Origin of the sequence: Bradyrhizobium sp. CCBAU 53415 (assembly GCF_028128735.1) — a bacterium.
Taxonomy (GTDB): Bacteria; Pseudomonadota; Alphaproteobacteria; order Rhizobiales; family Xanthobacteraceae; genus Bradyrhizobium.
In genome coordinates this window covers 1252665-1265468 of sequence record NZ_LBJF01000001.1, presented here as the reverse complement: position 1 = coordinate 1265468, position 12804 = coordinate 1252665, and the positions used below count along the sequence as shown (strand labels likewise).

General features: G+C 65.5%; 12 protein-coding genes, 1 tRNA gene and 2 riboswitches. Of the genes, 8 read left to right on the top strand and 5 right to left on the bottom strand.

Going from position 1 to position 12804, the window contains the following annotated elements; all coding sequences use genetic code 11:
* Positions 1-13 precede the first annotated feature (13 nt).
* Positions 14-427 (bottom strand): hypothetical protein, encoded by a 414-nt coding sequence (locus tag XH87_RS05915; RefSeq protein ID WP_271586498.1) that lies wholly within the window; start codon positions 425-427, stop codon positions 14-16.
* A 107-nt stretch (positions 428-534) separates the two neighbouring features.
* Between XH87_RS05915 and XH87_RS05910 the strand changes: the two genes are divergently transcribed.
* Positions 535-1470 carry a LysR family transcriptional regulator gene (locus XH87_RS05910; RefSeq protein WP_271586497.1) on the top strand — a complete coding sequence of 312 codons (936 nt, stop codon included), beginning with the start codon at positions 535-537 and terminating at the stop codon, positions 1468-1470.
* A 56-nt stretch (positions 1471-1526) separates the two neighbouring features.
* Here the strand turns inward: XH87_RS05910 and XH87_RS05905 are convergent, their stop codons facing one another.
* Positions 1527-2282 carry an alpha/beta fold hydrolase gene (locus XH87_RS05905; protein ID WP_271586496.1) on the bottom strand — a complete coding sequence of 252 codons (756 nt, stop codon included), beginning with the start codon at positions 2280-2282 and terminating at the stop codon, positions 1527-1529.
* A gap of 116 nt (positions 2283-2398) precedes the next feature.
* A complete protein-coding gene (locus tag XH87_RS05900) occupies positions 2399-3535 on the bottom strand; it encodes a hypothetical protein (RefSeq protein ID WP_271586495.1) in 1137 nt (378 codons plus the stop codon).
* A 308-nt stretch (positions 3536-3843) separates the two neighbouring features.
* Here XH87_RS05900 and XH87_RS05895 point away from each other — a divergent pair, with 308 nt between their 5' ends.
* Both XH87_RS05895 and XH87_RS05890 read left to right on the top strand, forming a co-directional pair.
* On the top strand, positions 3844-4089 hold the full coding sequence (locus XH87_RS05895) for a zinc-finger domain-containing protein (protein ID WP_007602543.1): 246 nt from the start codon (positions 3844-3846) through the stop codon (positions 4087-4089).
* A 19-nt stretch (positions 4090-4108) separates the two neighbouring features.
* Complete coding sequence (locus XH87_RS05890; RefSeq protein ID WP_271586494.1) at positions 4109-5311, top strand: FAD-dependent monooxygenase; 1203 nt, start codon at positions 4109-4111, stop codon at positions 5309-5311.
* Positions 5312-5348: 37 nt separating this feature from the next.
* On the opposite strand, the gene XH87_RS05885 is transcribed toward XH87_RS05890, so the two are convergent.
* The gene (locus tag XH87_RS05885; RefSeq protein ID WP_271586493.1) at positions 5349-5792 is read right to left on the bottom strand and encodes a twin-arginine translocation pathway signal; all 444 of its coding nucleotides are present in this window, start codon (positions 5790-5792) and stop codon (positions 5349-5351) included.
* A gap of 174 nt (positions 5793-5966) precedes the next feature.
* Between XH87_RS05885 and XH87_RS05880 the strand changes: the two genes are divergently transcribed.
* From XH87_RS05880 to XH87_RS05870, 3 genes are all read left to right on the top strand, one after another.
* Positions 5967-6055, top strand: a tRNA-Leu gene (locus tag XH87_RS05880).
* A 313-nt stretch (positions 6056-6368) separates the two neighbouring features.
* Entirely contained in the window at positions 6369-7619 is a 1251-nt protein-coding gene (locus tag XH87_RS05875) for a multidrug effflux MFS transporter (protein WP_035701956.1), read from the top strand.
* A gap of 53 nt (positions 7620-7672) precedes the next feature.
* On the top strand, positions 7673-7816 hold the full coding sequence (locus XH87_RS05870; RefSeq protein WP_157460904.1) for a hypothetical protein: 144 nt from the start codon (positions 7673-7675) through the stop codon (positions 7814-7816).
* 77 nt (positions 7817-7893) lie between these two features.
* Here the strand turns inward: XH87_RS05870 and XH87_RS05865 are convergent, their stop codons facing one another.
* A complete protein-coding gene (locus XH87_RS05865; protein ID WP_271586492.1) occupies positions 7894-9504 on the bottom strand; it encodes an ABC transporter substrate-binding protein in 1611 nt (536 codons plus the stop codon).
* 269 nt (positions 9505-9773) lie between these two features.
* On the opposite strand from XH87_RS05865, the gene XH87_RS05860 reads away from it, so the two are divergent.
* Both XH87_RS05860 and XH87_RS05855 read left to right on the top strand, forming a co-directional pair.
* Positions 9774-10904, top strand: coding sequence for a M20/M25/M40 family metallo-hydrolase (locus XH87_RS05860; RefSeq protein ID WP_035674943.1), 1131 nt, complete (start codon positions 9774-9776; stop codon positions 10902-10904).
* 182 nt (positions 10905-11086) lie between these two features.
* Positions 11087-11191, top strand: a riboswitch (glycine riboswitch).
* A gap of 3 nt (positions 11192-11194) precedes the next feature.
* Positions 11195-11298: riboswitch (glycine riboswitch) on the top strand.
* 67 nt (positions 11299-11365) lie between these two features.
* A complete protein-coding gene (locus XH87_RS05855) occupies positions 11366-12667 on the top strand; it encodes a D-amino acid dehydrogenase (protein ID WP_271586491.1) in 1302 nt (433 codons plus the stop codon).
* Positions 12668-12804: the final 137 nt, after the last annotated feature.

The window sequence follows — 12804 nt, the reverse complement described above, 5'->3', positions numbered from 1 at the left end:
TCGCCGCAATTGTTCACATCTCCTTGGCGAGCGCGAACAGCCGGAAATCCTCGAGCGCCGCGTGGCGATGCGGGGCGACTTCGCGACGGTACTCCTCCGTTTCGACGATCGCGCGGAAGGTGGCGAAATCGCCGTATTCGTTGATCGCCGCTTCGTCCCAGCGTTCGCCTGGCGAGCCGACGATGTTCGCCAGGACCGGAACGGAAAACACCCGCACGAGTGGCTTGCCGGCCGCCAGACGCCGAAATGCCGGCCTGTAGCGTTCATTGAAGGCTTCGCGGCCCGAGCAGGGCGCGGCGTCGAATCCGTCCTCGTAACGCGCCTGCGCGCGGTAGCGCAGCAGATTGAGCATGTAGACCGGCTGGCCGGATGGAATGGCCCGCTCGGCGGCGTCGAGGGCTTGCAGAGTGATTTCGATGGGGTTCATCGGACTTCCCGCGTTTCCAGCGCCGCAGAATGCGGGCTGACGCTTCCTGTCTAGCCGTTCGGGAACGGCTCTTGTAGTGACCGCCTAGCCATGACTATGTGGACTACATGTCCACAACGACCTTGCCTCCTGATCTCTCGCGTCTCCTCGCCTTCGTCCGCGTCGTCGAGGCGGGCTCCTTCGCCGAAGCCGCGCGGCGGGCGGGGACGACCACCTCGGCGATGTCCAAGGCGGTCGCCCGCTTCGAAAAGGCTCACGGCTTGCGGCTCTTGCATCGCTCCACCCACTCGTTGGCGCTGACCGACGAGGGCGACAGGCTGATGACGGCGGGACGCGCGTTGGCCGAAAGTCTCGCCCGTGTCCAATCGGCGCTCGGCGAAGTCGCGCACGACGATGGCGGACGGGTGCGCGTGACCGCCCCCGCCTCGTTCGCGCGCGCCTGCATCCTGCCGCAACTGCCCGCGTTCCTGCGGGAACGGCCGGAAATCGAGATCGAGGTCAAATTCCGCAACGAGATTCTCGATCTCGCGGCGGAAGGCGTCGACATCGCGATCCGCTCAGGGCCCCTCGACCGCGCGCCCGGCCATCAGGCGCGGCGGCTTTGCACGTTCTCCTGGATCGCCTGCGCCTCGCCTGCCTATCTGAAGGCGCGCGGCGCCCCGACGACTCCGTACGAGCTTTCCGCGCACGACCATGTCGGCTTCCGGAATCCCGCGAGCGGTCAGATCCTGACCTGGCGCTTCGCCGACCCGCGCGGCAAAGCACCTGTTCGCGTCACGCCCAAGCCCAAGCACATTTGCGACGACGCACACGCTTCGCTTGCTTTGATCGCGAATGGGTTCGGGATCGGCTGGGGGCCAGCATGGCTCGTTGGCGAAGACATTCGCGCCGGCCGGCTGGTCGAGGTGCTGGCGCCCTGGCGCGCGCCTGCGGAACCCCTGTGGATGCTGCGCAGCTCGGGCCGCCGCCCGCCGCTGCGCACACAGCGCGTCATGTCGTTCCTCACCACGCTTCCCGCCGCGTTCAGCGACAAGGCGGTGTGAAGCAACGGCGTCACCGAAATTGAGGCGCCAGGAAACCCTCTCGGTCCTTTGCCGACTCAGCCGCGGCGTGAGAGGAAGTCGAGCACGCCGGTCTTGTAGACCTTGTCGCCGACCGCACGCATGTGGTCGCGGTTGGGAATATCGAGCACTTCCGAGCCGGGGATGATCGCGCCGAGCGCACTCGCAGAGCCTGCGACATCGTCGGCGCTGCCGACCGCGATCAGCACGGGCACGTCGATCTGCGCGGCCTCGTCCTTCGTCATGAGATCGCGCGTGCCGCGGAGGCACGCGGCGAGCGCGCGGCGGTCGGAGCGGGTCTGATCGGCAAACGCGCGGAAGGTGCGGCCGACGGGATCGGTGACGTCCTCCAGCGAAGGCGCCTCCAGCGCTTTTGCCACGTTCTCGCCGGGTCCGGTGCCCTCGATCAGGCCGCCGATGCCGATGCCGCCGAGGATCGCCGAGCGCAGGCGTTGCGGCTCGTTGAGCGACAGCCACGCCGTCATCCGTCCACCCATGGAATAACCCATGATGTCGGCCTGCGGGATGGCGAGATGATCCATCAGCGCGAGCACGTCGCCGGCCATGACGGGAATCGAATATTGCGCGGGCTCGTAGAGCTTTTCGCTTTCGCCATGGCCGCGATTGTCGAGCGCGATCACGCGGCGGCCGTTCTTGCGCAGCTCCGAAACCCAGGTCGGATAGACCCAGTTCACGTTCTTGCTGGAGGCAAAGCCGTGCACCAGGATGATCGGATCGCCCTCGCCTTCGTCGAGATAGGCAATTTCAACGGCGCCGTTGTGAAAGCTCGGCATCATCAGTTCCAGAGGTCTTGAGGGGGATGGGTCGATCTTAGAGCATGATCCGGAAAACTGTGCAGCGGTTTTCCGGCAACATCATGCTCAAACAATAGCCTGAAGCGCGTCGCACTTCAGGCCGTGGTGCCCGCGCTGGCCAGAGCGGCCTCGGCTGCCATCTGCGCGCGGCGGAGTCGCCGCGCCCGCCTGCGATCGCACCAGGCCTGGGTCAGGCGCTCGGTCGTCGCCTTGATGGAGGACAGAAGGCCGAACAGCGTCAGCGCCGCACTGAGCAGCCAGAACGCCAGATCGAACGCGCCGCCGATGAGCAGCAGCGCGCCCCGGCCCAGGAGCTTCATGATCGCGCGCGTCTTGCCGCCCTGTGCTTCCGCAAGCCGCGCCGCGCGCGCCACATCCTTGGGACCCTCGGCGATGCGCAAGGTCTCCATCGCCCCGCGCGTGCCGGTCCTTTCGGCGACGCGCGTGACGTCCTTGCCGAGCCGGACCAGCGCACCGGCCTTTTCGGCCCGGAACGCGGCCTTGATCGCGCTCACGGTCTGGCCCGGCCGCAGCACCGAGCCTGATACCACCGCGTTCCGGAGCATCGGCGTGTCGACGACCTCGCGCGCCGAGCGGCCGGCCCATGCGGCAAGCCCCTCGCCGAGCCGCCCGACTTTCCGCGCATCCTTCACCAGCGTCAGTCCGGCGCGCACCGGCGCCGCACCGCCGACGGACACGTAGGTTGCCGCCGTCACCGCAAGTCCCGCGGCCGCAAGCCCGAGCACGAGGCGGTCGGTGTCCTCGCCCATGGCGAGATGCTTGCCCTCGCGCACCACGTCCCTGATGTCGCCGAACACGAAGAGATCACCGGCCACCGTTCCCGACAGGCTCGCGACATCGTCCGCGTTGCCGGTGACGAGACCGGTGGCGAACCGTTTCGCGAAATGCGAGGTGGAATTCTCCACCTTGACGGCGTCACTGACACGGCTCAGCAGGTCGTCGGGAAGCGCGATGTTGCGGTCACGCGCCAGCGCAACGAAACTATCGGCGAGATCGGCATCATCAGCAGCGAGCGCGGCCTCGATATTGTCCTGAACCACGCGGTCGTTCTGCCGCAGCAGTGCATCGAGCTTCAGCTCGGAGAGCGCAGCCGGGTCGTCCTGGGCAACGAGGATCGCGCCGGCCTCACGGGCATGCGGCGCGACCTGCGCGAGCATGAAGCTGCACGCCGCGATACCGGTCAACGCTGTGCTGATTCGCAGCCACTTCATGCGGAAAGCCTGGATGTCCCTCGGATCACTTGCGCCTGACGATGCGTCTTTCGTCGCAAGTTGCACTCGTCCACAGAGATAGTTTGCCAAAATTGCGACACAACGTCCCCGACGAAAGAAGGGCTTCTCTCAGGCCTCAAGATTGTGTCGAATTTGCATGAGCAAATGAGCATGGGGCAATTGCGAACCTTTCGGTTCCGCTGGACTAGCAATCATCTGTACCCGCAAGTATGGTCCGCGGCGCCTCAAAGATGCCGCGTCAGTTTTTGATTGTGTCTGCCGCCATTGCCACTCCAGGATGAGTTCCGATGTCCGACCATGTCGTCCCGCACTTCCATAACGATGCCGGTGTCCCCGTCATCGAGATCGGCTCGCAAGAGTTCATGTGCGTGGGCGCCAACCCTCCGTTCGACCATCCGCACGTCTTCCTCGACCTCGGCAACGACAACGAGATCATCTGCCCCTATTGTTCGACGCTGTACCGCTTCGCGGCCGACCTGAAGGCGGGCGAAGCCCGCCCGCCGGAATGCGTCCTGAAGGACAAGGTAGCCTGACCGCTTCCATCGGTCAGGAGTGGCGCTCTCCCGAACGATTGTCATCGCCGGCGCGGGCATAGGTGGCCTGACGGCCGCTCTTGCGCTCGCGGCCCGCGGCTTCCGCATCGTCGTGCTGGAAAAGGCAGAGCGCCTCGAAGAAGTCGGCGCCGGCCTGCAGCTCTCCCCCAATGCCAGCCGCGTGCTGGTCGAGCTCGGCCTGACCGAACGCCTCAAGGCGCGCGCGGTGACCCCGGAGGCGGTCTCGATCATGAGCGCGCGCGCGGGCGGCGAGCTCCTGCGCATGCCGCTGGGCGAAGCAGCTTCCGCGCGCGCCGGCGCCCCGTATTGGGTGGTGCATCGCGCCGACCTGCAATCGGCGCTGGCCGGCGCTGGCGCCGATCATCCCGACATCGACCTGAAGCTGGGTGCAACCTTCGAGGACGTCGCGCCCCACGCCAAGGGCCTGACCGTCGTCCATCGCAGCGGCACGATCCGCCGCAGCGATCTCGCCAGCGCATTGATCGGCGCCGACGGCATCTGGTCGACGGTACGTCAGCATCTGTTTCCCGAGGTGCAGCCGCGCTTCTCCGGGTTGATCGCCTGGCGCGGCACGCTCGATGCCACGCAACTGCCGAAGGACTATACCGCGCGCCGGGTGCAGCTCTGGATGGGCCCGAACGCCCATCTCGTCGCCTATCCGATCGCGGGCGGACGCCAGATCAACGTGGTCGCCGTGCTGCCCGGAACATGGAACAGGCCAGGCTGGAGCACGCCCGGCGATCCCCTCGAGGTCATGGAGGCCTTTGCCGCGCCACGCTGGCCGGCGCCGGCGCGGCTGATGCTCGCCACGGTCGACAGCTGGCGGAAATGGGCCTTGTTCGGCGTGCCCGACGGCTGCCCCTGGAGCAAGGGTCCGGTGGCGCTGCTCGGCGACGCCGTGCATGCCATGCTGCCTTTTGCAGCCCAAGGCGCCGGCATGGCGATCGAGGATGCCGCCGTGCTCGCCCGGCATTTGAGCCTCGAGGCCGCCGAGAGCACCACGGGCATCGCCGCTGCGCTGACGCAATACGGCCGCGCGCGCCAGGCGCGAGTCCTTCGGGTGCAGCAAACCGCGCGGCGGCAGGGCCGCATCTATCATCTCGGCGGGCCGCTCGCGATCGCACGCGATCTTGCGATCCGTGCGCTCGGCCCGGAGCGCATGTTGGCGCGGCAGGACTGGATCTACGGCTGGCGGCCCTGATGCGAGCGCCGCCGGCGCGGCGGCTTGAAGCGCATGATTAGCGCATTGCTCTGCCGGATGCCGACGCGGGCTTGGTCGAGGCGGGCTTCGTACTGGCCGCAGGCGATGGCGATGCGGCAGGCGATGCCGCCTCCGGCGGCGTCTCCCGACACCTGTTGCGGCGCCAGGCCTCGTCTGCCAATTGCGCCTGCCCGCGCACCGCAATGTAATCATTGCGATAGGCAAGCTCGGACACGACCGCGCCACCTGCCCCGGTCTCGGCCTTCTCCATCAACTTCTGCAATTCGTCGGTGCGCTTGGCGAGCAGCTTGCGCTCACCCTCCAGTTGCTTGCAGTCGTACAATTCGTATTTGGCGGGATCGGCAAAGGCCGGCGCGATCGTCTCGCTCATGCCGGCGCAGCCGGACAGCGCGGCGCCGGCCGCAAGCAGCGCGAGAAGTGCGCCAAAGCCGCGCAGCGAAGAGGAGAACAAAGCCGCCATGCCGGATGAATAGCCCCCGTGGATTGAGAATGCCTAAAGCAACAACAGATGTCCGGATTGAGGCTTTGCCTTGTACGCCCGGCTCGCTTAAGGAAGAACCGTCCCTCCGGGTACGCGACGCGCCAATTCCAGACGGCCGGGGATGGACTTAAGTGTTTGATCTCGTTGGATCAAGCGGGCATGGCGGAATTGGTAGACGCAAGGGACTTAAAATCCCTCGGTGCGCAAGCGCTGTGCCGGTTCGACCCCGGCTGCCCGCACCAATGGAGCTGAGGGCAAACCGTGCTCGGCCCGGAGACGACCGCGTCATGGATCCGTGGCGCCCGGCCAGGCGTGCCTCCGGCGCCATGATCGAAGGCCGGCGTCACCAAGAAGACCCTCTATTATATTATCACTTCACTGGCACGGACGAGATCGAGCGGCCCGCAGCACCCGCTGACCTCGTCTGCGTCTCCGCTCCGACGGCTCTCACCAAGTCCTGTCCGGCCCTGCTCCGCCTGCCAGCCATCCCGAAACATGGGTTGTGCAACGCAGCATGCACGGAGATAAAGTCGCTCGATTTCAGGGGTAATCTTCTTGTCCGACGTCAATGCCGACGATTGGGTGTCCGCGGGACACCGCCCGATGGGTTTTCCGGAATTCGTCATCGTGATCGCGTCCATCATGGCGCTGAATCCGCTTGCGATGGACATGATGCTGCCGGCGCTGCCCAACATCGGGTCGGCTTTCCAGATTCCCGTCGCCAATCATCTCCAGCTGGTGCTGTCGACGTTCCTGCTCGGCTTCGGCGCCGGCCAGTTCGTCATGGGCCCCCTGTCGGACCGCTTCGGCCGCCGACCGGTGCTGCTCGGCGGCATGGCGGTCTATGCGGTCGCAAGCGTGCTGGCGGTCGCAGCGCCCTCGTTCGAGACGCTGCTGCTGGCGCGCGCGTTGCAAGGGCTCGGCACCGCGGCGACGCGCGTGATCGCGACGTCGATCGTGCGCGACTGCTATGTCGGCCGCCGCATGGCGAGCGTGATGTCGCTTGCCATGATGGTGTTCATCGCGGTGCCCGTGGTCGCCCCCTCGTTCGGACAGGCGGTGCTGCTGGTGACGGCGTGGCGCGGCATCTTCGTGGTGCTGATGCTGTATGGCCTGCTCGCGCTCGCATGGTGCGTGTTGCGGCTGCCTGAGACCCTTCCCGAGTCCGAGCGCCGGTCGTTGGCGCCCGCCGACGTGCTCTCCGCGTTCCGGCAGACCGTGACCCATCGCCAGACCATCGGCTATGCCACGGCCGCCGGCAGCGTGATGGGCGCACTGTTCGCCTATGTCTTCTGCGCCCAGCAGATCTTCACCGGCATCTATCGCCTCGGCCATTACTTTCCGCTCGCTTTCGCGGCGATCGCGGCCGGCGTCGCCATTGCCGGCTTCCTCAATGCAAGACTGGTCGGGCGGCTCGGCATGCGCGTGATCTCGCACGGAGCGCTGACGCTCTACACCGTCGTGGCCGGCGTTATGCTGCTGACGGAAAGTCTCGGCGTGCTGCCGCTCGCCTTGTTCATGGTGCTCTCCGCCCTAATGATGTTCTCGTTCGGCATGATGGTCGCCAACTTCACTGCGCTCGCGATGGAGCCGCAGGGACATATCGCTGGCACCGCCTCTTCGCTTTACGGCTCGATCACGACGCTGATCGGGATCGTGGTCGGCATGGCGATCGGGCAGAGCTTCGACGGCACGCTGCTGCCCTTCTCGATCGGCTTCTTCCTGTCGACCCTCGCCGCGCTCGCGATCTTGCTGGTGGTGGAGAAGGGGCGGCTGTTCAAGCCGCATCATCGCCCTGTGGCGTGAGGAACCTCCCTGCCCGCTCGATGTTGTACTGCAGCAATCGAGAGGATCGCGAGATGGAACAGGAGAGCAAACCGGATCAGGCCGCGTCGGGAATCGAGCGGCCCACCCCGCGGGAACAGTTCTCGGAAGAGCGGCCACATAGAAGCCTGCCCTTCGCAAGTGAGGGGCTGGAGCCGCTGCGCGACAGCCACTGCTAGAATAGATCGAGCAGGTACCGCTCCATAGAAAACGGCGCCGGGACACCCACGGCGCCGTTCGCATTTCAGACGTAAGACTACTCCGACTTGGTGATGTTCCAGAACACCGGCGTCGCCGGGCCGTCGAGCACACCCGTGAGCGACTTCTGCCAGGCGCTCGGGGCCTGGTACTGGCCGAGCGGAATGTAGATCACCTGCTCAAAAGCTTCCTTTTGGATGTCGGCGGCGATCTTCTTCTGCGCATCGGGCGAGGGCGCGCGAACGAAGGCGTCCTTGAGCTCTTCGATCTTGGCATCTTCCGCCCAGCCGAACCAGCCGCCGTTCTTGCCGCGTCCCCCGATCGAGACGTTGGCGATCGGATTCATCACGTCCGCGGCGACCCAGTTGGTGAAGAACATGTTCCATCCGCCCTCCTTCACCGGCTTCTGGCCGGCACGGCGGGCAACCACCGTCTGCCAGTCGGTCGCCTGGAGATCGACCTTGAAGCCGGCCTCACGGAGCAGCTGCGCGGCGACGATCGGCTGCGCCTTCAAAGTCGTGACGTCGCCGGGGGCCATGATCGCAATCGGCGTCCCGTCATAGCCGGATTCGGCGAGCAGCTTCTTGGCTTCCGCCATGCCGCCGCCTTTCACCAAGGTCTCCGAGCCGAGGTCGGTCGCGAGCGGCGTGTCGCAGATAAAGAAGGCGCCGCAAATCTTGTAGTATTTCGGATTGCCAACAAGGGCGTCCAACACGTCCTTCTGGTTCATTGCCAGAAGTGCAGCGCGGCGCACCTTGGGATTGTCGAAGGGAGGCAGCAGGAAGTTCATGCGGCCGAGCGTCTGGAAGCCGAACTTGTTCAGGACCTCGATCTTGAGGTCTTTATTGCCCTCGACGACCGGAAGCATGTCCCAGGGCACGTTCTCCATGAAATCGATATCGCCCGACTGCAGCGCGTTCACCGCGGTCTGGGAGTCCGGCATGGTAATCCACTCGACGCGATCAACCTTCACCACCTTGCCGCCGGCGGTCCAGCTCGCCGGCTCCTTGCGCGGCACGTAGTCGGTGTTCTTGACGTAGACCGCCTTCACGCCGGGCTGGAATTCCCCCTGCACGAACTTGAAGGGACCCGAGCCGATCTGCTCGGCAATTTGCTTGCCCGCCGGCGTTTCTGCGAGCCGCTTCGGCATCATGAACGGCACCAGCGAGGACGGTTTGCCGATCGATTCGAGCACCAGGCCGTAGGGCTGCTTCAGCTTCAGCACGATCGTCTTGGGATCTGGCGCCTCGATGCTGGCGGTGAAGTCCATGAGCTTCTGGCCCATGCCGTCGTTCCTGCCCCAGCGCTTCAGTGAGGCGACGCAATCCTCGGCAGTCACCGGCGCGCCGTCATGCCACTTCAGTCCGTCGCGCAGCGTGAAGGTGTAGGTCAGCTTGTCGTCGGAGACCTTCCAATCCGCCATCTGCGGCTGAATCTTGAAATTGGAGTCGGTCGCAAGCAGCGTGTCGTAGACCATGTAGCCATGGTCGCGCGTGATGTAGGCCGTGGTGAAGCCCGGATCGATGATGCGCAGATCCGAATGCATCACCGCCGTGATGGTCTTGCCGGCCGCAAGCACTGGCGAGGCCAGCGCGGTCGAAAGCGCGACGACCGACAGCGCAAGTTTGGAGGCGAACGCGCGGCGCCCCCGGCGCATGAAGTGGAACATAGAAAGTTCTCCTGACGTGAAACTGTTCAAAGGCAGGTGATTGGTTAAGCATTCGGTTCATTCGTTGGGCGAACTAACCTCATGCAATGCCTTTATCTTTTCGAGACTTGCAGACAGCGCCGAGCGCGTCAATCCGGTTTCGCTGCAAGCCCTTGCGGCGCGCGCAAGGGCTCCACAAAGATCGGTTTGGCCCTACAACACCCCCCGCTTGTCCTGCCCCGCGCCGATGCAATGCGCGTTCCATCTTTCGAAGCTTGAGAGACATTAAGATGAATCCTGCCAATCTTCCCTTTGATTCCGAGGCGATGCTCGAGGGCCTGCGCGGCTGGGTCGAATGCGAAAGTCCGACCTGGGACGCAGGCGCCGTGGACCGCATGCTCGATATCGCAGCACGGGATATGGCGATCATGGGTGCGACGATCGAGCGCATCGCCGGCCGTCAGGGCTTTGGCGGCGTCATTCGCGCGCGCTTTCCCCATCCGAAGCAGGGCGAGCCGGGCATCCTGATCGCCGGTCACATGGATACCGTTCACCCGGTCGGCACCATCGAGAAGCTGAAATGGCGGCGCGAGGGCAACAAGTGCTACGGCCCCGGCATCTACGACATGAAGGGCGGCAACTATCTCTCGCTGGAAGCGATCCGACAGCTCGCGCGCGCGTCGTTCACGACGCCGCTGCCGATCACCGTGCTGTTCACGCCGGATGAGGAAGTCGGCACGCCCTCCACGCGCGATATCATCGAGGCGGAAGCCGCGCGCAACAAATACGTGCTGGTGCCCGAGCCCGGCCGCGCCGACAACGGCGTCACCACCGGACGCTACGCCATCGCGCGCTTCAATCTCGAGGCGACGGGCCGGCCGAGCCACGCCGGCGCGACGCTGTCGGCGGGACGTTCGGCGATCCGCGAGATGGCGCGGCAGATTCTCGCGATCGACGCGATGACGACGGAGGACTGCACCTTCTCGGTCGGCGTGGTGCATGGCGGCCAGTGGGTCAATTGCGTTGCCACCACCGCGACCGGCGAAGCGCTGTCCATGGCCAAGCGTCAAGCCGATCTCGACCGCGGTGTCGAGAGGATGCTGGCGCTGTCGGGTACCACCAACGACGTCACCTTCAAGGTCACGCGCGGCGTGACGCGTCCGGTCTGGGAGCCGGATGCCGGCACCATGGCGCTGTATGAAAAGGCGCGCGGCATCGCCAAATCTCTCGGCGCGGAATTACCGCATGCAAGCTCCGGCGGCGGGTCCGACGGTAACTTCACCGGTGCAATGGGCATCCCGACGCTCGACGGCCTCGGCGTGCGCGGCGGCAATGGCCACACCCTGGAGGAGTTCATCGAGGTGGACAGCCTGGTCGAGCGCGGGCGCCTGATGGCGGGGTTGCTGGCCACGCTGGAATAGTGAACTCGTCATTCCGGGGCGATGCGACAGCATCGAACCCGGAATCTCGAGGTCCCGGGTTCGATGCTTCGCATCGCCCCGGGCCGACGAGGTGGGCTTTGCACTGCACAATGCGTTGGCAGTCGCGGTCGAAATTTAGCCTTGTCCAAAAATGAGGCGTATCGTACTGCTCCGCCTGTCCACGCGACGATGCGGGAGAGATCGCAACGAAGGCTTTCGGCCTCCGCTGCGGCGCCGACGGAGCAACCGCCCCGGAAACTCTCAGGCAAAAGGACCGTATCGTCAGGACGATCTGGAGAGAGACGGCACGATTCTGCGATCGTGACGTCCACCGAAGGGGATAGTCCGTCGCAAGGTGCGCGGCGGATCAAGCTCTCAGGTAACCGTGACAGATGGGGCGCCGCCAACGGCCTTTGGCCGGCGGTCAGCCGTCTCGAACTCACGGGAGCCCCGAACCTGACATGACCCATATCGCCATCATCGGCGCCGGCATCACCGGCGTGACGACCGCCCATGCCCTGCTCGAACGCGGCTACAGGGTGACGGTACTCGACAGGCACCGCTACGCCGCGATGGAGACGTCTTTCGCCAATGGCGGACAGCTCTCCGCATCGAACGCCGAAGTCTGGAACAGCACTGCGACGATCCTGAAGGGCCTGCGCTGGATGTTCCGGCGCGACGCGCCGCTGCTGATGAACCCGCGGCCGAACTGGCACAAATATTCGTGGATGAGCGAGTTCGTCGCCAACATCGGCAACTACCGCGCCAACACCATCGAGACCACGCGGCTCGCGATCGAAGCGCGCAGGCACCTGTTCGACATCGCGGCGCGCGAAGGAATCGACTTCGATCTCGAACGCCGCGGCATCCTCCACATCTATCGTGACAAGGCCGGCTTCGAATCCGGCCTGCGCGTCAACGCGCTGCTGCAGGAAGGCGGCCTCGAGCGCCGCCCGGTGACGCCGGAGGAAATCCGCAGCATCGAGCCGACACTGCGCAAGGACTATTATGGCGGCTTCTACACGCCGTCGGATGCGACCGGCGATATCCACAAGTTCACCCGCGGGCTGGCGGACGCCTGCAAGCGGCGTGGCGCGACCTTCATCCACGAGGCCAATATCGATTCGATCGCACGTGCCGGCAGCGGCTTCGTCATCGGCTGGGCCGATCTGGCCGCGAGCGATGGTGTGGCGGCCGCGCGCGGCGCACTGAGCGCGGACGGCGTCGTGGTCTGCGCGGGCGTTGCGAGCCGTCACTTCGCCGCCCTGCTCGACGAGCGCGTCAACGTCTACCCGGTCAAGGGCTACTCGATCACCGTGCAGCTCGACACTGCCGAAAGCCGCAACGCCACCCCGACGGTGAGCCTGCTCGACGAGGCCGCCAAGATCGTCACCAGCCGGCTCGGCGTCGATCGTTTTCGCGTCGCCGGCACCGCCGAGTTCAATGACTTCAATCGCGACATCCGCGCCGACCGCGTGCAGCCGCTGATCGACTGGGTGCGCAGCAACTTCCCCGCCGTCGAAACGTCGCGCGTCGTGCCCTGGGCCGGGCTGCGCCCGATGATGCCGAACATGATGCCGGTCGTGCGCGCAGGGCGGATACCTGGTGTGTTCTTCAACACCGGCCACGGCCATCTCGGCTGGACTCTGTCGGCGGCGACGGCGCAGATGATTGCCCAGACCATCGACGGCTGGCGCGGCCTCAACGCGCCACCGTCGGCACCTTCACTTGGGGTTGAGCGTGAACTGCGACATGCATCCTGAGTGGTCGATACCGTGGACATGCCGGCCTCTTGCGACAGCGCAGCCCTTGGCACACAATTTGCCCCCCCCGAGAGGACACCGTCTCCGGGCGGCCTTGCCAGCCCAAGCGATAGGCATGATAGACACGACAGAGTTCA

Coding starts and splice junctions, on each gene's coding strand:
- XH87_RS05885 (WP_271586493.1), bottom strand. CDS start 5,792: ATGGCGGCTTTGTTCTCCTCTTCGCTGCGCGGCTTTGGCGCACTTCTC.
- XH87_RS05915 (WP_271586498.1), bottom strand. CDS start 427: ATGAACCCCATCGAAATCACTCTGCAAGCCCTCGACGCCGCCGAGCGG.
- XH87_RS05855 (WP_271586491.1), top strand. CDS start 11,366: ATGACCCATATCGCCATCATCGGCGCCGGCATCACCGGCGTGACGACC.
- XH87_RS05895 (WP_007602543.1), top strand. CDS start 3,844: ATGTCCGACCATGTCGTCCCGCACTTCCATAACGATGCCGGTGTCCCC.
- XH87_RS05905 (WP_271586496.1), bottom strand. CDS start 2,282: ATGCCGAGCTTTCACAACGGCGCCGTTGAAATTGCCTATCTCGACGAA.
- XH87_RS05900 (WP_271586495.1), bottom strand. CDS start 3,535: ATGAAGTGGCTGCGAATCAGCACAGCGTTGACCGGTATCGCGGCGTGC.
- XH87_RS05870 (WP_157460904.1), top strand. CDS start 7,673: ATGGAACAGGAGAGCAAACCGGATCAGGCCGCGTCGGGAATCGAGCGG.
- XH87_RS05865 (WP_271586492.1), bottom strand. CDS start 9,504: ATGTTCCACTTCATGCGCCGGGGGCGCCGCGCGTTCGCCTCCAAACTT.
- XH87_RS05910 (WP_271586497.1), top strand. CDS start 535: ATGTCCACAACGACCTTGCCTCCTGATCTCTCGCGTCTCCTCGCCTTC.
- XH87_RS05860 (WP_035674943.1), top strand. CDS start 9,774: ATGAATCCTGCCAATCTTCCCTTTGATTCCGAGGCGATGCTCGAGGGC.